This is a genomic window from Chryseobacterium sp. JUb7, assembly GCF_024806495.1.
Taxonomy (GTDB): Bacteria; Bacteroidota; Bacteroidia; order Flavobacteriales; family Weeksellaceae; genus Chryseobacterium.
Window position 1 is genome coordinate 81,741 of record NZ_JANUFF010000011.1, and the last position, 21,981, is coordinate 103,721.

Annotated in this window: 21 protein-coding genes; 6 read left to right on the plus strand and 15 right to left on the minus strand. The window is 34.0% G+C overall.

What is annotated here, in order from left to right; genetic code table 11:
- Positions 1 to 134: 134 nt before the first annotated feature.
- From M2373_RS17705 to M2373_RS17725, 5 genes are all read right to left on the minus strand, one after another.
- On the minus strand, positions 135 to 428 hold the full coding sequence (locus M2373_RS17705; protein WP_259112497.1) for a hypothetical protein: 294 nt from the start codon (positions 426 to 428) through the stop codon (positions 135 to 137).
- 89 nt (positions 429 to 517) lie between these two features.
- Positions 518 to 1,495 (minus strand): D-glycerate dehydrogenase, encoded by a 978-nt coding sequence (locus tag M2373_RS17710; RefSeq protein WP_259112499.1) that lies wholly within the window; start codon positions 1,493 to 1,495, stop codon positions 518 to 520.
- A gap of 253 nt (positions 1,496 to 1,748) precedes the next feature.
- Positions 1,749 to 2,003 carry a prevent-host-death protein gene (locus M2373_RS17715; RefSeq protein WP_259112501.1) on the minus strand — a complete coding sequence of 85 codons (255 nt, stop codon included), beginning with the start codon at positions 2,001 to 2,003 and terminating at the stop codon, positions 1,749 to 1,751.
- Between the two features lie 66 nt (positions 2,004 to 2,069).
- Positions 2,070 to 2,465 (minus strand): DUF1801 domain-containing protein, encoded by a 396-nt coding sequence (locus tag M2373_RS17720; RefSeq protein WP_259112503.1) that lies wholly within the window; start codon positions 2,463 to 2,465, stop codon positions 2,070 to 2,072.
- Between the two features lie 198 nt (positions 2,466 to 2,663).
- Positions 2,664 to 3,317, minus strand: coding sequence for a protein-L-isoaspartate(D-aspartate) O-methyltransferase (locus tag M2373_RS17725; protein ID WP_259112505.1), 654 nt, complete (start codon positions 3,315 to 3,317; stop codon positions 2,664 to 2,666).
- Positions 3,318 to 3,449: 132 nt separating this feature from the next.
- Here M2373_RS17725 and M2373_RS17730 point away from each other — a divergent pair, with 132 nt between their 5' ends.
- From M2373_RS17730 to M2373_RS17745, 4 genes are all read left to right on the plus strand, one after another.
- A complete protein-coding gene (locus tag M2373_RS17730; RefSeq protein ID WP_259112507.1) occupies positions 3,450 to 4,412 on the plus strand; it encodes a Gfo/Idh/MocA family protein in 963 nt (320 codons plus the stop codon).
- 2 nt (positions 4,413 to 4,414) lie between these two features.
- Positions 4,415 to 4,789 (plus strand): hypothetical protein, encoded by a 375-nt coding sequence (locus M2373_RS17735; RefSeq protein ID WP_259112508.1) that lies wholly within the window; start codon positions 4,415 to 4,417, stop codon positions 4,787 to 4,789.
- A 120-nt stretch (positions 4,790 to 4,909) separates the two neighbouring features.
- Positions 4,910 to 6,190, plus strand: coding sequence for a dicarboxylate/amino acid:cation symporter (locus M2373_RS17740; RefSeq protein WP_259112510.1), 1,281 nt, complete (start codon positions 4,910 to 4,912; stop codon positions 6,188 to 6,190).
- 8 nt (positions 6,191 to 6,198) lie between these two features.
- Complete coding sequence (locus M2373_RS17745; protein WP_259112511.1) at positions 6,199 to 6,702, plus strand: hypothetical protein; 504 nt, start codon at positions 6,199 to 6,201, stop codon at positions 6,700 to 6,702.
- 7 nt (positions 6,703 to 6,709) lie between these two features.
- Here M2373_RS17745 and M2373_RS17750 read toward each other — a convergent pair whose 3' ends face one another.
- The 8 genes from M2373_RS17750 to M2373_RS22610 form a co-directional block, all read right to left on the minus strand.
- Positions 6,710 to 7,561 (minus strand): diacylglycerol kinase family protein, encoded by an 852-nt coding sequence (locus M2373_RS17750; RefSeq protein WP_259112513.1) that lies wholly within the window; start codon positions 7,559 to 7,561, stop codon positions 6,710 to 6,712.
- A gap of 94 nt (positions 7,562 to 7,655) precedes the next feature.
- The gene (locus tag M2373_RS17755; protein ID WP_259112515.1) at positions 7,656 to 8,459 is read right to left on the minus strand and encodes an RsiV family protein; all 804 of its coding nucleotides are present in this window, start codon (positions 8,457 to 8,459) and stop codon (positions 7,656 to 7,658) included.
- Between the two features lie 77 nt (positions 8,460 to 8,536).
- The gene (locus tag M2373_RS17760; RefSeq protein WP_259112516.1) at positions 8,537 to 9,364 is read right to left on the minus strand and encodes an RsiV family protein; all 828 of its coding nucleotides are present in this window, start codon (positions 9,362 to 9,364) and stop codon (positions 8,537 to 8,539) included.
- A gap of 79 nt (positions 9,365 to 9,443) precedes the next feature.
- A complete protein-coding gene (locus M2373_RS17765) occupies positions 9,444 to 11,375 on the minus strand; it encodes a transglutaminase-like domain-containing protein (protein ID WP_259112517.1) in 1,932 nt (643 codons plus the stop codon).
- A 2-nt stretch (positions 11,376 to 11,377) separates the two neighbouring features.
- Entirely contained in the window at positions 11,378 to 13,270 is a 1,893-nt protein-coding gene (locus M2373_RS17770) for a DUF3857 domain-containing protein (RefSeq protein ID WP_259112518.1), read from the minus strand.
- A 119-nt stretch (positions 13,271 to 13,389) separates the two neighbouring features.
- A complete protein-coding gene (locus M2373_RS17775; RefSeq protein ID WP_259112519.1) occupies positions 13,390 to 14,283 on the minus strand; it encodes a hypothetical protein in 894 nt (297 codons plus the stop codon).
- A 156-nt stretch (positions 14,284 to 14,439) separates the two neighbouring features.
- Positions 14,440 to 16,374 carry a DNA topoisomerase (ATP-hydrolyzing) subunit B gene (gene gyrB, locus M2373_RS17780; protein WP_259112520.1) on the minus strand — a complete coding sequence of 645 codons (1,935 nt, stop codon included), beginning with the start codon at positions 16,372 to 16,374 and terminating at the stop codon, positions 14,440 to 14,442.
- 168 nt (positions 16,375 to 16,542) lie between these two features.
- Positions 16,543 to 16,755 carry a T9SS type A sorting domain-containing protein gene (locus M2373_RS22610; protein ID WP_409013216.1) on the minus strand — a complete coding sequence of 71 codons (213 nt, stop codon included), beginning with the start codon at positions 16,753 to 16,755 and terminating at the stop codon, positions 16,543 to 16,545.
- Positions 16,756 to 17,153: 398 nt separating this feature from the next.
- Between M2373_RS22610 and M2373_RS17785 the strand changes: the two genes are divergently transcribed.
- On the plus strand, positions 17,154 to 18,497 hold the full coding sequence (locus tag M2373_RS17785; RefSeq protein ID WP_259112521.1) for a cytochrome ubiquinol oxidase subunit I: 1,344 nt from the start codon (positions 17,154 to 17,156) through the stop codon (positions 18,495 to 18,497).
- The gene (locus tag M2373_RS17790; RefSeq protein WP_259112522.1) at positions 18,494 to 19,498 is read left to right on the plus strand and encodes a cytochrome d ubiquinol oxidase subunit II; all 1,005 of its coding nucleotides are present in this window, start codon (positions 18,494 to 18,496) and stop codon (positions 19,496 to 19,498) included. The genes M2373_RS17785 and M2373_RS17790 overlap by 4 nt, the downstream gene beginning before the upstream one ends.
- 47 nt (positions 19,499 to 19,545) lie before the next feature.
- Here M2373_RS17790 and M2373_RS17795 read toward each other — a convergent pair whose 3' ends face one another.
- Together M2373_RS17795 and M2373_RS17800 are read right to left on the minus strand one after the other, a co-directional pair.
- Positions 19,546 to 20,286, minus strand: coding sequence for a hypothetical protein (locus M2373_RS17795; RefSeq protein WP_259112523.1), 741 nt, complete (start codon positions 20,284 to 20,286; stop codon positions 19,546 to 19,548).
- Positions 20,287 to 20,542: 256 nt separating this feature from the next.
- Positions 20,543 to 21,925 carry a T9SS type A sorting domain-containing protein gene (locus M2373_RS17800; RefSeq protein WP_259112525.1) on the minus strand — a complete coding sequence of 461 codons (1,383 nt, stop codon included), beginning with the start codon at positions 21,923 to 21,925 and terminating at the stop codon, positions 20,543 to 20,545.
- Positions 21,926 to 21,981: the final 56 nt, after the last annotated feature.

Genomic DNA, 21,981 nt, shown 5'->3' on the forward strand with positions numbered 1-21,981 from the left:
TTACTTTTCGTTCTATAAAATTTAATGATAATTATTTATTTATGTTAAATTAACACCAAAAGATCACATCTGTCTATTATACAGATAATTAAAATATAAATATTAACAAAAAAACCTTACTGAATTCAGTAAGGTTAGTTGATTAAATCTTCGTTTTCTTCTTCGTGGTCGTCCTCATTATCGCTCAGACTCCAATAGTTATTTTCTTCGTCTTCACTTCCTACTTCTTCCTGATCATCATCGTCTTCGGTACCAGGAATATCCAGTCCTTTATCTATTTTATCTTCATCAGGATTTTCATCTTCAATAGGATTTCCGTCGCCATCCAACGGAATATGCTTTTCCTGTCTGAATATATCTTCACTCGGATTGTAATCCATCTGTTCCAATTTTCTTTCCTGTTCTTTAGAATTGTCTTCTGCTATCATAATATTAATATTTAAGGTAATTTTTAAAAGACAAAAATGATTCCAAGCTTTACTTTAATGAAAGTTTTAAATGTATTTTTAATTTTTATTTAATTATTATAAACATCCGGATTAGCACAATGTGGCATTTTTTCACCTTTAACAAAGGCAATCAGGTTTTCTGCAGCCAATTTTGACATTCCGTTTCTCGCTTCAATTGTAGCTGAACCGATATGTGGTAAAACGCAAACATTTGATAACTCCAATATGGGATCATCTTTATAAATAGGTTCCGGATTGGTTACATCCAGACCCGCGCCCCAGATTTTACCGGATGTGAGTGCTTCATAAAGATCTTTCTGATGATGAAAACCTCCCCTCGCGGTATTTACAAAAATAGCATTCGGTTTCATTTTACCGAAAATTTCAGCATTAAACAATTCTTTTTGCTCAGGCTTAAAATTCGCATGAATACTTAAAACATCAGAGTTCTCAATTAGCTCATCAAAAGAAACATACCTTGCATTCAACTCATTTTCGGCTTCTTCATTATGATGACGGTTATGATAAATAATATTCATATCAAAAGCCTTCTGTGCTTTTTTCGCCATTTCAAAGCCAATTCTTCCCAGCCCAAAAACGCCCAATGTTTTTCCATACAATTCCTGTCCTAAGGCATGTAAAGGATCAAATGAGCCCCAATTTCCGGTTTTTACTTTTTCAAAATTATAACTTGCCCTTCTTGCAACCGATTGCATTAATAAAAATGCAACGTCAGAAGTCGCTTTACTTAAAACATCAGGTGTATTTCCAACCGGAATATTTCTTTGGTTGGCCTCTTTAATATCTACATGGTCGAAGCCTACTGAAAATAAAGCAATCGCTTTGATATTCGGACATTCATCAAAAAAATCTTTATCATATTTATAATCACCTCCTACACTTAAAATAGCATCGCTGCTTTTACAGTAGCTTAACCATTCATCGTGTGACAGATTCTCATTTTCAGGAATAAATACTTCCAATCCTGCATCTTCAAGCATATGAATGCCGATTTCCGGAATTCTTTTATTGACAAAAACTTTCATATTATTTTTAGATTTTTCTTTTAAACAATAGATTTCAAGTTACAAAAAGCAAACCATTTTTCAATAAAAAAGTCCCTTTTTATGCATAATTAGGGACTTTTAATATTATTTTAATTAAAAAATTATTCATTTAACCTCGTTTGTACCATCAGGCTAACCTATAAAAATAAAATGCTTGAAGCCAATGTAAATAAAAACCTCACTCCCGGAAAGAATGAGGTTCTTCTAACTTTACTATTGAAAATTAATTCTGTTATTCTGAGTTCTTTTTATTTTTCTCCCAGGCTTCAGACTCCATCTCCCGGATCTCTTCCCAAACATCCTGTGCAGATTTTTGGGCATGACTCATAAAACCGTGCTTTGTTGCTTCCTGGTTCTTACTTTTCATGTCATTTATATAGTCCTTAACCTGCTGGGAATAACTTTCTACACTGTAACCAGGGTTATTATGCAGATTTTTCTGAAGATTGCTGAAATCGTGTGATGATTTAAATCTGTTTGTGTCCATAATAATAAGATTTAAGTGATTAAGTTTTATTTTTAATCCAATTATTATTCCGAACTAAGGATAAAATTATTTTTTTATCGGAATTAATTCTCCTTTTCTTTTAATCAGGTTTTTATAATCCCATTGAATATTTTCAGATTTTTTCAGGCATCTTTTAAGATCATTTTCGTTAATTTCAGAAATATCATTATAAAAAACAGACGCATCCTGAAATTTGCTCCCATGAATGTTTAACATCTCTTCATTAAAAGATTTTCCGCTCCAAAACATCAGCCTGATTCCTTTTTTCTGCCTGCTATATCCTACAATAGGATTTTCGTCTAAAAACCATACCGGATGCGAATGCCAGATTTTTGATTGGGCACCAGGCAGATTTTCATCAATTATCTCGGCTAATTTTGAACAGATCTCATGGTCAGATTCTGTTTGTAAACTGTTGTACTCCTGGATAGCGGAACTCATATGGGATTCTAAATTATCTTTTAAAATTAAGAAATAATCCCCGTTTTAATCCTTTCCTTTTAAATATATTTTGGCTAAAATCTATTTATTGAATGAATATAGAGGTAAAACTGGTGTTTGAGACCAATACCTCTACCAGTTCCACTTATTTTATAATTCTGACTATTTTTTAACTGAAAAGATAAACCCAATATCAAATTATTGATTTGTATTTCCTAACATCGGAACAAATTTGTAAGCTCCAAATTCTTCTTTTTCAAACTCTGTCGGCGAAATTTTCGTAAACCTGAATAAAACCTGCTCATCCGTTGGTCCCAATGGAATTACCATCTTTCCTCCAACTTTCAGCTGTTTCAATAATTCTGTAGGTAAAACAGAAGCGCCACAAGTTACAATAATTTTATCAAAAGGCGCAAAAGTAGGAAGCCCGGCAAAACCATCCCCAAAACTCTGAAACTTCGGATACAGATGCATTTCGCGTAGTTTTTTCTTTGAAAAATCAAAAAGATCTTTCTGTCTTTCAACCGTGTAGACATGAGCTTTCATTGCCAGTAAAACGGCAGTCTGGTAGCCGCAGCCAGTCCCGATTTCAAGGATTTTTTCTCCGGTTTTTACCTGCAAAAGCTCAGACTGCTCTGCAACCGTTGAAGGATGTGAAATAGTCTGATGTGCTAAAATCGGAAAAGCACGGTCCTCATAAGCATAATCTTCAAAAATGCTTTCTATAAAAAGGTGTCTCGGAACTTCATTCATTGCCGAAAGTACATTTTCATCCGAAATCCCAATTCTGCGTCGAAGATATTCAACTAAAATTTTTCTTTTTCCTTTATGTACAAACGAATCCTGCGTCATTAGATGTAGTTATTAGATTGCTAGTGGTAGTTCGCACAAAAATAACAAAACAAATATTATTTATCAACCTAAAACCTATCATCTCTTTCCTAACACCTAAAATTATTATCTTTACAAAAATTTAATACAGCTATGTTAAAAGCAGGTTTGGTAGGTGCCGGGCATTTAGGAAAAATACATTTACGACTTCTGAATCAGTCTGATAAATATGAATTCGTAGGTTTCCATGATAAAGATGCAGAAAACGGTAAAAAATTAGAAGCTGAATTCGGATACAAATATTTTGAAAGTTTCGATGATCTGCTTGATCAGATTGAGGTTCTGGATATTGTAACACCCACGATCTATCATTATGATTATGCCTTAAAAGCAATTGAAAAAGGGCTTCATTTTTTCATCGAAAAACCGGTTACACAAACTCTTGAACAGGCTGAAGAAATTCTTCAAAAATGCCGTGAGAATAATATAAAAGCTCAGGTAGGACACGTTGAAAGATACAATCCGGCTTTCATGGCAACAAAAGAATACATCAAGGATCCGATGTTTATAGAAATTCACAGATTAGCAGAGTTCAATCCCCGTGGGACAGATGTTTCAGTGGTTTTGGATCTTATGATTCATGATCTGGATATTTTATTAAGTGTCGTGAAGTCTAAGGTAAAAAACATCCATGCCAGCGGTGTATGCGTCGTAAGTAAAACTCCGGATATTACCAATGCCCGAATTGAATTTGAAAACGGATGTGTTGCTAATCTTACCACTTCCAGAATTTCAATGAAAGCAATGAGGAAAAGTAGGTTTTTTCAGAAAGATGCTTATATCTCAGTCGATTTCCTGGAGAAAAAAGCAGAAGTTATCCGAATGAAGGATGCTCCTGAAAATCCTACTCCATTTGATATGATTATTGAAAATGCAGAGGGTGAAAAAAATCAGATTTTATTTGAATATCCAAATATTCAGCCTAACAATGCTATTTTAGATGAGCTAAACTCCTTGGCAGATTCTATTATAGAAAATAAAAATGTAGAAGTTTCTATCGAAGACGGCACTGAAGCCCTGAAGGTAGCTTTGGAGATTATGAAACTGATTAGCTAAATATGAAATTCTGCTTTTTACTTTCAGTGTTTTTATTGATTTGTTCCTGTCAGAAGAAAAAATTAACCTGTGAAGAACTTAGAGAAAAGGCAAAAAATGATTTTAAAAATAATAAGCTCACTTATTTTGAGCATATAAAGCTGAGTGACAGCATAGATATACGCAAAGAATTCAGACAGCTTTTAAATAAAAATAATATAAAGGTCGTTTTTGATACAATATCTCCTCCCGGATGCATTCCAGCTGATAAAAGCTCCAAACCGGAGATTTGTTATCAGGAGATGATGAATAATAATCTGCATGCTCAATTTGGTCATCACTTTTTTGACAGCATTCGAATTGAAGCTAAGAATGAGCATTTAAAGAATCTGAAATAAAATAAATACTTTATAAAGTTTCGGCGGGCCTTCAGGCCCGCCGAAACTTTTTATGACTTTTGTCATATTTAAAAATAAATTTTCTTAATTTTCGCCCTTTAAAAATCAAATAAACTCCTTTTGAAAGCAAAAAAAATCTATCAGCAGCTTTACTTTCAGGTTATTATAGCCATAATGGCAGGTATTCTTTTAGGAAAGTTTTATCCCGAATTGGGCGAAAAAATGAAACCTTTGGGTGACGGTTTTATCAAACTCGTCAAAATGATTATCGCTCCGGTAATTTTTATTACGCTGACTTTAGGAATCGCTCACATGACTGACCTGAAAAAAGTCGGAAGAATTGCCATCAAAGCAATGATTTACTTCTTTACATTTTCTACTTTGGCTTTAATTATAGGATTAATCGTAGGGAATATTTTACAGCCAGGACATGGCTTAAATATTGATCCTGCCACATTATCAGGAGATGTTTCTCAGTATCAGCAAAAAGCACACGAGTCAACACTGACAGGCTTTATCATGAATATCATCCCTGAAACCCTTTTCAGTCCGTTGGTTGGCGAAAACATCCTGCAGGTGCTTTTAGTAGCTATCTTAATGGGAGTTGCTTTAGTTTTAACCAAAGAGAAAAGTCAAAAAGTAACGGCATTTTTACAGGATCTTTCAACTCCGGTTTTCAAAATTGTTCATATGCTGATGAAACTGGCTCCGATCGGTGCTTTCGGAGCAATGGCATTTACTATTGGAAAATACGGACTCCATTCTGTTTTGAACCTTATCTTTTTAGTCGGAACATTTTATATCACTTCAGCATTATTTATAGTCTTGGTTTTGGGCGCTGTTGCCTGGTATAACGGTTTTAATATTTTTAAACTGATGTATTATCTAAAAGAAGAACTTCTTTTGGTATTGGGAACCAGTTCGTCCGAATCTGCCCTACCCGGAATTATGGAAAAACTTGAAAAAGCCGGCTGCTCAAGAGCTATTGTCGGTCTGGTGGTTCCCACAGGCTATTCATTTAATCTTGACGGTACTAATATTTACATGACCCTGGCTTCATTATTTATCGCTCAGGCACTGAATATTCACCTTCCTCTTGAAAAACAGCTGATGCTCCTTTTAGTAGCCATGTTAAGTTCAAAAGGAGCAGCAGGAGTTACGGGAGCAGGATTTGTAACCCTGGCGGCCACGCTGGCGGTAGTTCCTGAAATTCCTATTACGGGAATGACTTTAATTTTAGGAATTGACAAATTTATGAGTGAATGCAGAGCTTTAACCAATGTCATCGGTAATTCTGTAGCTACTGTTGTGGTAGCCAACTGGGAAAAACAGCTGGACAAAGAACAATTACAATATTGTCTGGCACACCCTAATGAAGTTGAAAAGAAATTGGAAGTTTAATTTATTTAATGAATAAACTACATAATATTCGATTTTTATCAGCTTTACTAATATTAATTCCTTTTTTGGGGGAATCTCAGCATAAAGATCTTAAGATACGATTAAAAGTCTTACAAAGAGGACAGATTGGAAAAGAATTAGTCTTTGGAAAATGGGATATAAAAGGTGGAACAGAAACCCATTTAACATTTTTAGGAACCCTTAAGACAACCCAAGGAAAAACATATAAAATAATGAATTCAACTTGGATTTGGGGATTATCTCGCAGAGCAACAAATCGAATTCTTATTTTTAATAAAAAGAATCAATATTTAGGAAATTATTATGTTACTTTAAATACTGATTTGCCTACAAAATTAGCAAGTAGAATTCTTATCTTTCAAAATACAAACTTGGACTGTGATAAGAAAACTGCATCAAAAATAAGTTTCAAAAATGGTTTACCAAAAACGTTTTTCAGAAAATGCAAAAATAACTCTGGAGACTTTTATAGTTTCGACGCAACTAACTAAATAAAATTTATATCAAAATATTCAGGCTTGACGGCTGTACTTTAATATGAATCGGGGATTTTATTTTATTGAATTCACCGTCGAGATGCCAATTTTTGGTGTTCACTTTAAATTCAATTTCCGAAACCGGAAGATAAGTGATGTAATCATCATCTTTCAGTTTTTTTGTAAACATTCTGAACGCGAAAAGCGGAGAATAAGTCAATGGAAACTTTTTAACAAGAACCATATCAACCAAACCATCACTTTTACTGGCATTCGGAGCAATGTAAGCGTTATTACCGAACTGTCGGGTATTGGCAATATTGACCATTAAATACTTACCATTGTACTGCTGATATTCTTCCTGTAAAAATTTAAGTTTAATCGGCTTATAATTGAAAAATGTTTTTAAAGAAACTTTGATATAGTTTTTAAACCCGCGATCGGTTTTTTCAAACTCTTTAACGACCTTTCCGTCAAATCCTGTTCCTGACACATTGATTGAAAGTTTATCATTAACGGTAAAAGTATCAATCTTTCTGGATTTTTTCTCTTTTATTTTATCTAAAAGCTCCGTTAAGTTTTTGCTGAACTGTGTTTCATTAGAAAATCCATTTCCTGAGCCCGCCGGAAAAATAGCAAGAATTTTATCGGTACTGATCAGATTTTTTGCGACAGTAGAAATTGTGCCATCTCCTCCAATGGCAACAAAAATATCGATGTCATTGAAATGCTTTTCAATAAAATCATCTGTTCCCTGAATAGATTCTGAGATATAATACAAAGGATTATCAACCTTAGTTTTAAGCTCATTAAGGAAAGGCTGATAATTTTTTTTTGCCGAAAAAGGATTGATAATAAAGGCTACTTTTTCCATTGTCGCAAAAATAGAAAATTGATTGCTGATTCTGAACTTATTTCAGGGTTATTTAAATTAAAAAATTATTAATACGAAAAAGCGGATGTTCAAATTAATACTTAATCTTCATTCGCTGCTGAAAATCAGACTTTAAACTTCCCTTCAGATCAGTCCACGGAACCGGAATAATGATATCGCCGATAGCATAATTGGTCGTAATTTCATTCATATTATAATGAAAATAAAGATTGTTATCATCAAAATAAAAGTTGCTCGTCACCGGAAAATCAATAGAAGCCAAGATACCGAATCCTTTCTGATCATATTTTTCCATTTGCTGCATCATTGTTGTATTGCAGATGTTTTTCTTTAATATTTCCGACAGTTTATTTTTAGAAATCACAGTAATATCAGACAACTGCAGTTTTTTATTATTCTTTAAATCGATAACCTTTTCTACATATCTGTAATTTCCAGAGCTGCCGTCTTCAGAAATATTATCATAGTACTGAATATGGATAAAACCATTTTTATTTGACTTAAGATTCATCTGAGACGTATTTTCCCATCTTTGGATACCTGCTGTTGAAGTTTTAACACTAGCGTAGGCTTCTTCTTTTTGCTCTTTAAGGTATTTTTGTAATCCGTTTTTAGAAAAATCTGTGATATTTTTTTTATGGGAATAAATGCTGTCAAGAAGCTTTTTATCATGTAAATTGGGAAATACCAAAAGTTTCGACGAATATTTCATAGTAACTGAATCAAAAACTTTAATTGAGTCCTCTTCGATTACTGAATCAACAGGAAAATTAGAAAAATTCTGAGTCTGCAAATCTTTATCTTTCATCTTCAACTCTTTACAACCGGATATCGTAAAGAGCGAAATAACCGCCCAAACATAAATGCCCTTTTTCATAACAAAGTGTTTCTTCTTATCAGTCAAAAAACATTCCAAAGGCATAAAAAAAGCCTCCCGATAGGAAGCTCTTTCAGTTATTTCATTTTCATTCTCTGCATAAACTCAGGTTTCAGAGTACCTTTAAGCTCCTCCCATGAAATCGGAATAAGAATATCTCCCGCTGCAAAAGCAGTAATTTCATAAGGACTGTAATGGAAATACAGATTTTTGTGATCAAAATAGAAATTACCCGTTGCCGGAATTTTGTCTACGATAAGCATATCTGAATTATCAACTGTCCCATTTTCATCTGTCGCACCTCCATTCTGCTTATTGATATTTTTTTGCAGAAGTTCTTCCAGTTTATTTTTGGGCATGGAAGTGATATCATTAAGCTGTAGCTTTTTGTTGTTTTTAAGATCGAAAATCCTTTCTGCAAATCCGAAGTTATCATGAGCCCCTCCTTCATAAGAGCTCCAGAAATACTCAATATGCATATAATCATTGACATTGGAAACCATTTTCATAGAAGCATCCGAATACCATTCCTGATAGTATCTGATATCCGAAAGCCAGTCTTTGGAGTCTTTTTTTACATTGATAAAATAATCGTTCTTTTCTTTCTCAGTTAATTTTTTAATACCTTCCTTAGAAAAATCCTGGACATCTTTATTGGTATAATAAATACTATCCAACAGCTTTTTATCTTTTATAGTCGGAAAAACCAGCATTTGAGAGCTAAACTTTATCTTTAAAGAATCATTTAGCATGACAGAATCATTTATTTTTATAGAATCGAGTGTAAATTTTTCCGGCTGAGTAATCTCTGTTTTATCTGCAGTCGGGCTATCGGATTTTGTCTTATTACAGGCTGAGACAGCAAGTAAGGAAGATAAAGCCAAAACAGCAATTGTATTTTTCATAATTTAATTTTCTATCCTGAATGCAAAAACCATTCAAATTTTGAATGGTTTTGAAAATATTTAAAAATATTATTAATTTCTATTTTTTAATCAGACTGATAACCTGATTTTCCTGTTTTGAAGCCACTCCCCAAATCTGTTTAAAAGCAGAATAATATTCTTTAGGGTAATCTGCACTTGTCACTTTTGTAGTAGAAGTTATTTCCAGTGTATTACCCTTCTGCTCTACGGAATAACTGTATTCAATTTCTTTGTCTTCCGTAACAATCTTTTTGCTTTTAGGAAGCTCCTCAACTGCATAGCCTTCAGGAATTTCCAAAATTATTTTCTTCACTTTTGTGTAAGGCGAAATAAAATCAATGGTATATTTTCTTGCCTCAACCTGGTCAAATTCATTGGAATTTTTATTCAGAAACAACATTGGGTTGATGATCATTTTCTTTCCGATTCTGTCAATCAGATTATCAGAAGAGAAATTCATTGTACTTTCGAAGTCTCCGTTATTTAGAACTTTGGAATCAATATTCGTAAAATCAATAGCAAAATTTTCCTTATACTGCTTCTTATATTTATCTGTGTTGTCATCATAATTCTCTTTCGCATACATGGCAAAAGATCCTGTATCTTTATCTGAATAGGTTCCGGAAATACTGCCGTTTTCATTGATCTTTGCATTCGCTGTCAAATAAGTAAAACTCGGCTTAGCATTGATCATTGAGAGCTGCTGTACTTTATCTTTTGACAGTAAAATACCGTACTCATTCCAGTCTCTCGGAGGAAGCTGATCCATCGATGACTGCTTGGAAGTGGCATCGTACAAATGGTATTCATCATCTACTTTAATGGCGGCAATTACAAAATTCATATTAGAAACATTGGGTGATGCAAGATTGATAAGTCCATTGCTCACTGTGGAAATAAGAATAGGGTCTGCTTTAATTCCTGCTTCACGCAACATTGCAATCAGAAGAAGATTGATTTCTGCAGCATTTCCTGTTTTTGTCTCTACCAGTTTTTTTAATCCCTGCTCAGTATAAATCCCTCTGTCTTTATTCCACGTGAAGGTATTTTGAACATATTTAAAGACCGCATCAGCTTTTTCAATGTCGCTGTTAAGACTTGAAACTCCTGCCGGTAAATTTTCTTTTGCCAGTCTTGTTTTTTTTAATTCTCCTCCGAAGTCTTCATTTTGATAAAGCCTTTCTTTGATTTGTTCCCATGATGAAGAGTACAGTTTTAATTCTCTGAAATTGGTGGAGTTCAACTCAGCACTGATTTTTGTTCTGTAATTCCTGTCGTTTTTTACAAACTTTTCTGTTTTGAAACCTTTTAGATTTTCATAACCGAAACGATAAGTTTTATATTGAGTTCCGTACAGATTTTTTTCTTCCACTACTCTGTATTTTGGAGTAACAGATCCTGTATAGTTGATATTATAAGCAATATTCAACGGATTTTCCAACACATATTCCGTATATAATGACGGGGTATCCGATTCGATCAGGATTTCAGGAATAGAAAACAAAAAGGGTGAAATCACTTCATACTGATACTCTAAAACAGAACCGTCTTTTACATTCGGAAAAGCCAGTTTGGTTATCGTAACATATTTACTTTCTTTACTTTTAAATTTAGAATTTTTTTCAACTTTAGTCGGAACGGTAACTCCGTTTTCAAGATTATAAGTAAAGGCTTTCACTTTATTCAAAGTTTCTACGTCACTTCCGCTCTGGTATAAAGGAACTTCAAGATTCAACCAGTCTTCAGCTTTATCTTTATTATAAATTTTAACTCTGTAAAAGTATTTTTTATGAAGCCATCCTGTAGAGTGATCTACCATGAAATGTAGCGATTTGTATAAAATCTCTGCAGGAGCATTCTCATCTAATGTTGATTTTGTCTTAGATAAATCTGCATCATTAAATTTAGGCGGATTAAGAAATTCATGTTTTTGTGCATCGATGAGCATAAAGTTCATAGAGCCCAAAACAATCAAAAATATTTTTTTCATGCTTAGATCTTGGTTATTAGAATTTTCGAATTATCAATGTTAATCGTTTTTTTTCTGAAATTGATATAATCGTTATATTTTTCTTTAGGGTAAATTCCTTTATTTACACGTATTTTCCTGTTTACTTTTATTTCTTCACCATTTTTGACGAAACTCAGTTTATAAGTTCCGAATTCAGAATTAAGGATAACATCATTCGGCATTTCATCAATTTTATAATTCTTAGGAATGATAAAGCTGATATCAAAATCATCTTCAAAAGACTGTCTCAATTCAAAAGGGAGTTCCCTGTTTTCTTCAGTTTTATAAATTTCATTCGTAAAAATAGGCACCGACCTGAAAATCATACTACTGCCCGCATTTTTAGAATAGTTTAAAGCCTTAAAATCTACTTCAAACTTTGCAATGGCAAGATCTCTATCATTGATATAGTTTTTCATTTCAATTTTATCAAAATTTAAAACATCAATACGGTTCTTCAGTAAATCATTTCTATCTTTTGGAGATAAATTATTATATAACAAATTAACATCGTACTGACTGCCGCTAAAAGCAAACTGTCCGGCACCGCTGATACTGTTATCTTCGTTAAGGATAATTTTCAGAGACTGTTTCTCTTTATTCTGTTCAGCAGTGTAGATCGGTGTATTGATCAGTTCAATCCCATTCTTTTTAACGGAAAGCACGTTTCGATCTGTCGTTCTGTAACTTAAGTGATTATATGCAAACTGCTGGCTCGTATTTTCCAGCCAAATATTTCCTTTTTCAGTAGGAACCATCAAAATAGCATGATTCCCGCCCATTGTTGGAAAATCTTTATCAAAAGAAATCTGTGAGACTCCTGAATTAATTACGCAGTAATAAGAAGGTATTCCTGCTTCATCCAATAGCGTTTTCATGTAATTGGTAAGCCCTTTACAGTCTCCGTATCCTTTTTTATGCACCTCATCCGGCAACATCGGCATCCATCCTCCAATACCCAGACCTACAAAAATATATCTGGTCTTGGCCTGCATATACTGATACAGTTTTTTTACTTTTTCTTCTGTTGATCCCTGAAGCTGTAATGCGGCAACCTCTGCTTTTATCGTAGGTGTAGAAACAGAAACCGGCTGTATAAGATTGTTGTAATACCATGTTCCAAAATCAGTCCAGTTATTCAGTGTTCCCTGCTTGCCTTCCAGATTAAATTTTGTCAATGCAAAACTTACTTTGGGCAAAATCTCTTCAGGCTGCGGCAATAAATCTGCTTCATCCACTGCTTTAACATTCTTATAGGAATAAACCTTCACAGCAGTATCACCGGATTCATTGACGGACGCATAATTATATTTTGAAGGATATATTTTAGTTCTTAAATCAATTCCGGATTTATTGATAATTCTGAATTCAGCTTCTTCCAAAGAGGTTTTTGTACTTGAGAAAGGAACAAAATCAGGAATAAAAATAGTATTTTCATTCGTAATTTCATATGAAAAATCTACGGTGTAAGGATACTGTGTAGGTGTATACGATAACGCCATAATTCTGCTGTTGGAATAAAATACTCCCTGGCTGTTATTGGCAAAATCTCCAAAGTCAGATTTTGAATATGACTTTACCTTCTTTCCAGATTCATCATAGATAGTAACTTTAACATTGGAAATACTGTTTCCTTTCTTATAAGGAATATATAATAAGGCCTTTTCATCACCGTCTTTATTTAAAACAGTGGTAACTGTATTACTTTGATATCTAACTTCATCGATTTTGTTGATCTGAACCGTCATAAAATCTTTTCTAACCACTGCATTTGCATTTTTCTTTAAACTTTCGGGAATTGAAGAAACCGGATAAGTCTGGGCAAAGTGCAATGAAGCTATAGATAGGGCTCCGATACAAAGAATTTTCATCATGATTATTAAAATTGAGCAAAAATAATGAAATCTTAATCTCTGCTAAAATTATTTTTAAATATATACCACAAAAAAAGACTTCATTTTTGAAGTCTTTTTTGCCTTTAGATATAATTGTTTTATTTAATACGTTTTACGCTAAAATAACCTAATTCAAAATTCCCGTTTACTCCTACAGACAAACCTCTTATTAATAAATTAGCACCGTTGCTACCGGTAAAATTCGGTTGCTGTTGTCCCGCATAGAATGCATATGTTTTTGATGCCACCAAATCTACGGCTCCCAGGTAATTCATAATTTTAACATCACCATTATTCATATCGTTTACTGTATAAATAGTAAAAACCTGCCATTTATTATCTGTAACATTAAATACTCCGTAATAAAAATTTCCATTTAATACATTCCCGTTTTGATTCTGTATTGGAAAATTCATTCCAATCTGATAGGTTCCATCATTAGTTACTTTAAATGAGTTCGTAGTTGTTGTTCCCGTATATGAATTATAATTATCCACTAATTCGGTCGTAATATTTCCAATGGCTGACCGATTGGTTGTTGCAGAAGGGTTTCCTGTACCAAGAGGAACTACCCAATCCTGGCTCATTCTCATTGTCATCTCTTGTGCAACCTGTAGTACTCCGTTGATCATAATTACAGAGCCTGTACCATTTGGCAATGCACTTACGGTATCGACTATATGCTTCCAAACAGTTCCATCAAAATAGTAGTTTCCCGGAGCTTTCACACCAATGGTTTGACCTGAAGGATTTGAATCTGCTGCCGTAACATATACCTGTGCTCCTGTCTGAGCAGCAGTATAGGTCTTAGCTCTTAATTGATCTCCTGTAATTCTTGGAGGAATAATTCCGTCTAAACTTGAAGTGACTGTAGGTTTACCGATAACGTCTAATGAGGCTTGGGGATTCGGATTATTAATCCCAACTTGTGCGTTTAAAGAAAAAGACAACGCCATCGAACTGATGGACATTAAAAATGTCGATTTTTTCATCTTTGAGGTTTTTTGTGTGTTTTACGTGCTAAATATAGCTTATTTTTTATAGTTTGCAAATATTATTCATAATTTTAAAATAAACTTAACATTTTCTAAAATGAAAAAAGCTCCTGATTAGGAGCTTTTCTAGTCAATATTTTTAACGAATATTAATTATGCATCAATTTTCGCATATTTTGCATTCTTCTCAATAAATTCCCTTCTTGGCGGAACCTCATCTCCCATCAACATAGAGAAAACACTGTCAGCTTCAACAGCATTATCAATGGTTACCTGCTTCAGGATTCTGTGTTCAGGGTTCAGAGTTGTTTCCCAAAGCTGCTCCGGGTTCATCTCTCCAAGACCTTTATAACGCTGAACTTCAACCCCTTTCCCGTCAGGAGACATCTCTAAAGTAAACTCTTCACGTTCTTTTTCGTTGTAAGCGTATATTTTTTTGTTTCCTCTTTTTAATAAATATAAAGGCGGCTGAGCGATATAAATGTATCCGTTCTCAATCAGTTCTTTCATAAATCTAAAGAAGAAAGTAAGAATCAATGTAGAAATGTGAGAACCATCAATATCAGCATCGGTCATAATAACGATTTTGTGATATCTCAGTTTCGCCATATTCAACGCCTTGCTGTCTTCTTCCGTTCCTACAGAAACTCCAAGAGCTGTATAAATATTTTTAATTTCCTCGTTATCGTATACTTTATGAAGCATCGATTTTTCTACGTTCAAAATTTTACCTCTTAACGGAAGAATAGCCTGAAAATGTCTGTCACGGCCTTGTTTAGCCGTTCCACCCGCTGAATCTCCCTCTACAAGGAATAGTTCTGATTCTGCAGGATCTTTAGAAGAACAGTCAGATAATTTTCCCGGAAGCCCAGAACCACCCATCGGAGATTTTCTCTGAACCATTTCACGGGCTTTTTTTGCTGCCTGTCTTGCTTTTGCCGCTAAAACTACTTTCTGAACAATAATTTTTGCTTCGTTAGGATTTTCTTCTAGGAAATTGGTAAGCATCTCCCCTACAATTTTATCAACAGCACCGGAAACTTCAGAGTTTCCTAATTTTGTTTTAGTTTGACCTTCAAATTGAGGTTCCATTACTTTTACAGAAATCACGGCTGTCAATCCTTCACGGAAGTCATCTCCGGTGATTTCCACTTTTTCTTTTTGCGGAATACCAAGATCATCTGCATATTTCTTCAAAGTTCTCGTCAAAGCACGTCTGAAACCTGCCAAGTGAGTACCTCCTTCATGCGTATTGATATTATTTACATAAGAGTGAAGATTTTCGTTAAACGAAGTGTTATAACGCATTGCAACCTCCACAGGAATTTCATCTCTCTCTCCTTCCATGAAAATCACGTGCTCCATAATAGATTCACGGCTTCCATCGATATATTCTACAAACTCTTTTAAACCACCCTCAGAATGGAAAATTTCAGTTTTGAAAGAACCGTCTTCCAGTCTTTCTCTTTCATCGGTAAGAGTAACGGTAATTCCTTTATTAAGGTAAGAAAGTTCTCTTAAACGGCTTGCTAAAGTATCATAGTTATATACCAGTTCTGTAAAAATAGTATCATCAGGCTGGAAGAACTGCTTGGTTCCTCTTTTGTCACTGTGTCCTATTTCTTCTACTTCTGTCTGTGCTTTTCCTTTGGAATATACTTGCTGATAAACATTTCCGTCTCTGTAAACCGTAGTGATCATTTCGTTAGAAAGTGCATTCACACACGATACCCCAACTCCGTGAAGACCTCCGGAAACTTTATAAGAATCTTTATCAAATTTACCTCCTGCTCCGATTTTGGTCATTACAACCTCAAGAGCGGATTTTTGTTCTTTTTCGTGAAAGTCAACAGGAATACCTCTACCGTTATCGCTAACTTCGATTCCGTTTCCTTCTTTAATAGCAACGAAGATTGTGTCGCAGTATCCTGCCAAAGCCTCGTCAATAGAGTTATCTACTACTTCATAAACCAAATGATGAAGACCTCTGACTCCTACATCACCAATGTACATTGAAGGGCGCATACGTACGTGCTCCATTCCTTCCAATGCCTGAATACTACTAGCTGTATATTGTTTCTGACTCATATTAAATATTAAAATCTTGCTATATGCAAAGACCTACAAATATCGTGATTTTTTTCGAGGTATGAAAGTTAAAATATGTCAAAAAACATCGTTTTAAACATAAAAAAGCAGACCGAAGCCTGCCTGAATTTTATAATAAGAATCAATTTTTTGCTTATTGTTTCAGAATCAATTTTTTATCGCTTTTCTGGAGATAATTTCATTTGAATCTGCCGTTATTTTAATAATATATATTCCTTTATGTAATGATGAAGTATTGATATCAGTTTTTGATTTTTCAGTCAAAATCAAACGTCCGCTGTCATCAAAAATATCAATTCTATTAATTTTTTTGTTTGTTTTAATATTTAACTCGTTCGAAAAAGGATTGTTGAAATTCATTGTACTACTCCCTTTTGTTTCCTGAGTATTTAAGGAAGCTTCTGTAATAATATATCTTGTAACGCTGCCCTGAGTGAATAGATATAAATAATTTCCTTGAATTTTTGTAGTAATGTTTGCCCCTCCTGAAAGATCACTTTCAAAAACACTTGCTCCATTAATGGTAATAACATTTCCATTTAAAGAATAGCAAGAAATACCGACCTTTGATTGTTGAAAAGAATCGAGATCTTTTTCATAATTGTGTTTTTATTTTTTCATCATGGCATCAAAAATTATGCCTTTCAACCTCTTAAAAAGTATCAAAGTTAAAACCTATTATTTAAACCATTCCTGTTGTAAATCATACCGGACATCAATAATTTATGCTTAAATTTATTTACTCAAAAGTTGATATTATGGATGATTTTCTAGCTGCCCGTGCACAAATGGCAATGTCGCTCGGGTTTCATATTATATTCTCCTGTGTGGGTATGGTAATGCCTTTTCTGATGGCTTTCGCACACTGGAAATACCTTAAAACAAATAACGAACTATATAAAGGTCTTACCAAAGCCTGGAGCAAGGGAGTTGCCATACTTTTTGCTGTAGGAGCCGTTTCCGGAACGATGCTTTCTTTTGAACTAGGTCTTCTTTGGCCGGCTTTCATGAAACATGCAGGACCTATTTTCGGAATGCCTTTCTCTTTGGAAGGAACTGCCTTTTTTATTGAGGCCATCGCTATCGGATTTTTTCTTTATGGCTGGGATAAGTTCAATAAATGGTTTCACTGGTTTTGCGGTTTTTTGGTAGGTTTAAGCGGATTGGCCTCAGGAATATTGGTGGTAGCTGCCAATGCATGGATGAATTCTCCTGCCGGATTTGATTATATTGACGGTCAATATTTAAATATAGATCCTATTAAAGCGATGTTCAATGACGCATGGTTTCCACAGGCTCTGCATATGACCGTTGCAGCCTTTTGTGCAACAGGATTTGCTGTTGCGGGAGTTCATGCTTATTTAATTATGAGAAAAAAGAATGTTGAGTTTCATACCAAAGCATTCAGAATAGCAGCAGGATTTGCTTTGATCGGAGCCTTTGGAGCACCTTTAAGTGGTGATGTTGCTGCTAAATCTGTTGCTGAAAGGCAACCGATCAAACTGGCAGCCATGGAAGCCCATTTTGAAACAGAAAAAGGCGCATCTTTCGTTATTGGAGGAATTCCTGACGAAGAAAAAGGCGAAATAAAATATGCCTTAAAAATCCCTAAAGTTTTAAGTTTTCTGGTGGCGAATGATTTTGATCACGAAGTAAAAGGTCTGAAAGATTTCCCACGAGATGAATGGCCGCCGGTCCCCGTTGTACATTATGCATTTCAGATTATGATTTTCTTTGGAGTCGTCATGATTATTATCGGAACCATTTATTTATACGCAACATTTTTCAGAAAAGAATGGCTTAGCAAAAACTGGCTACTCAAGACGTTTTTAATAGCGACTCCTTTTGGATATATCGCTTTGGAAGCAGGCTGGACAGTAACCGAGGTTGGTCGCCAGCCATGGATTATCTATGGAATCATGAGAACTGTTGATGCAGTAACCCCGATGCCCGGAATACAATATTCATTTTACTTTTTCACCGCCATATTTGTTTCTTTATCAATCATTATCATCTTCTTACTGAGACGACAGATACAGATGGTTCCGAGATTGTATGATCCTACTGACGCTCAGTTTAACACTAAAAACAAAAGATCATGATTTACGTAGTTATAGGCTTTCTCTGGCTGTCAATCTGTCTGTATGTGATTTTGGGCGGAGCGGATTTCGGAGCCGGAATTGTGGAACTTTTTACTAAAAAAAGAGCCCGTGACAAGACAAAAGAAATCATGTATGAATCAATCGCTCCTGTTTGGGAAGCCAATCATATGTGGCTGATCATCGCCATTGTGATTCTTTTTGTGGGTTTTCCTGAAATTTATACAACCCTGTCAACTTACCTTCATATTCCTTTGGTTTTGATGCTTGTCGGAATTATTGCAAGAGGAACCGCCTTCACATTCAGGCATTATGACGCTGTGAAAGATGACTGGCAGGTTGTTTACACACAGATTTTTTATTTTTCAAGTTTACTGACTCCGTTTTTTCTCGGTTTAATTGCTGCGGCAACGGTTTCACATTCAATTGATCCGGACGCTACCAATTTTTTAGATTTATATATTTTCAGCTGGCTGAATTGGTTTGGTGTTGCAGTGGGATTATTTACGGTCTCCATTTGTGCTTATCTGGCTTCTGTATTTGCTTTGAGAGAAACAACCGATCGCCTTGAACTAGGTTTAATGATCAAAAAATCCAAACAGACGATGATTTTTGTAGTCATCACAGGACTTTTGGTATTTTTGACCGCTTATATTTCGGATATTCCTTTGGTGATGTGGGTTTTCTCAAAACCTTTAGGAATAATGGCCACAGTTTTTGCAACCATTTGTTTAGCGTTAATTTTAAAAGCCATGAATACCCGAAAATTACTTCCTGTTAGGGCTTTGGCCGGATTTCAGATCATTATGATACTGGTGGCCGCAACGTATCAGCATAATCCAAATATTATCCTTTTTGCCAACGGGCAACATTTATCATTGTTAGAGCATGTGGCAGCACCAAAAACAATTTCAGCACTGGGATGGGCACTCATGTTGGGCTCATTGTTTATACTACCTTTTCTCTTTTATTTAATGGCTTCGTTCAGTAAACTGAGAAAATAATATTTAATTTCTTAATATATTTATCCTCCGAATTATTGGAGGATAAATTAAAATCGTTTTCTAAGATTTTGAAAGATAATGTCAAATATTGCTAAAATAAATTTTATAAAAACCACGATTATTAGTGTAATAACAATCGCCGGAATTAAAAGAATTTTGCCTGTAATTGTCCACCCGTTATCTATTAGCGCATAAAAACTTCCTGCTATAATACCTAAAACAACCAGAACTGCAACTGCAATTATCCACCAATTTCTCGCTTCATAATAAGCCACATCAGATAAGATATATCCAAACTTTTTTCCATACAAAACCTCCAGAACTCCCCCTTGATCTCTAGCAATAATTAATTCTTCTCCCTTTGCAAAGATTCTTTTCGAAACTTCTGCTTTTGTTTTATTGTAATATAAGTTTACCGTTTTTTCTTTTTGAGCCTCATCATAAATTCTTTTCATTTTTACAGACCCTTGGTTCAAATCGTCAAATTGATGAGATGTAAATATTTCTCCAAATTTATATTTTTTATCATCTTTTGCTTCATAGAAAATAACAGTGCATGAATTATCAAGAAGTCTGGCTCTTCTTAAGATACATATTTTTGAAAAATCCTTTTTGATATAAGCTTTCTTACCTTGAAAATAAATCTCCATCCAATTAATTTGATTACGTCTTTTTTCACGGTTAAAATTTACAATTTGTCCTTCATTTAAAGAATCTAGTGTTTTTGAATTCTCATTAAAAGAAGAATAGATCGAAACAGATTGATCGATTTTTATTTTTTTTAACATAATACAGTCACAGTTTTAATAGTTATTCTTATGTGAATACACAAATACTATACTTTAAACAAAAAGGGTTATCCGAAGACAACCTTTATATATTTAGACCAATTTCATCAAAACATGCTCTTCAGTTTTCTCTACTTTAACCAAGTTATTCTTCGTTAAATTTTTTGAAACGCTATCCCATTTTTTACCTGAAAAGTTTAGATTGCTCTTTCCCATCAGCCAAAGCAATATGAAGAGCAACCTTTTTCAGACAAATTTAATTTTTAATAATTTTTTTGTTATAGGTATTTTTATTGGTTTTGACTTCCAGTAAATAATTTCCTGCAGATAAGAATTTTATATCCGTTTTTTCATCTGTCCCTGTGAATACTAATCTGCCATCCATAGAATAGATATTTATTTTCTGGAGTTTTTCATTGATGCCTAATCTTATATTTAAAACATCTGATACCGGATTTGGATAAATCTCTACATTTTTAATTTCAGCCTCTGATGTTGATAATGAAGCAGGAAAATTACTCGTGAATTTTATGACATTTTGTTGGTAGCTTGCCAATCCCATACGTTGATTCGTATAACAGTTATACTTATCATCATCTGTTGATTTGCAGTAAGTAAGTGTACTCCAAGATAAAGTCATATCGGGAGCACTCATATAGAATGCAGAAGTTGCGTTACCACTAAATGTAGTATCAGGAGTACCATTTGTATTAATTCTTCCTATAAAAAACCTTTTACTACTGCTTATATTTCCAAATAACATGATTTTATTATTTTTGTCTATATCCATGTTAGAGATTACAACAAGTTCCGTTGTTAAAGAAGACAAATTAAATTCTCCATTATTCCCAAAACCACTATCCTGAGTTCCATCTGTATTATACTTTCTAAGCGTTCCGCCCTGTCTGGTTATGATTTTATTTTGTTTATCTACAAGAACTTCATTAGGTACATATGGTAAAATAAGATTACCCATATTTCCAAAGGTTGTATCCAAATCTCCTTGAGGAGTATATTTAATTAATTTATATTCGTTAGTATTACTTCCTGCATGAGAAATTACTAGTGAGTTATTATTTATTTTTGACAGATTAAAATTTAAAGCTCCAAAATTTTTCACACCGAATGCAGCATCAACAGCTCCTGTTGGTAAAACTTTAAAAAGGTTGTATCCTGATGTAGAAGACGTTTTTACATATATCGACTGATCGCTACTAACAACTAAATTAACGATTGATCCGTTATCTGGTATATTCAGAATGCATTCTCCATTATTTCCAAATGCGCTATTGGGAGTACCATTGAAATTAAATTTTAAAACTTTATTTCCTGATGACAGATACAGATTATTTTCAACCTCTGCTCTCAATGTGATATTTTGGGAAGGAGATATTGTACCATTATTTCCAAAATTAGGATCAACTGTGCCATTAGGTAAATAACGCGTAATATTATAATTCATAGAACTATTAGGACTATAAATTCCCAGATAGCCTCTGTAAATATTTCCTGTATTGGAAAATACAACTTGACCAACATTTGATAAACTTGTAAAATCAGGATCTTGTCCCACATACTGAGCATCAAAATTCTGAGTAGTGAGTACTACGGCAATAATAAAACAATAAATTCTTTTCATGGTTGCTTACTTTTTCAGCAAAAATAATAATTTATATTGTATTAAATAAAAAAAGA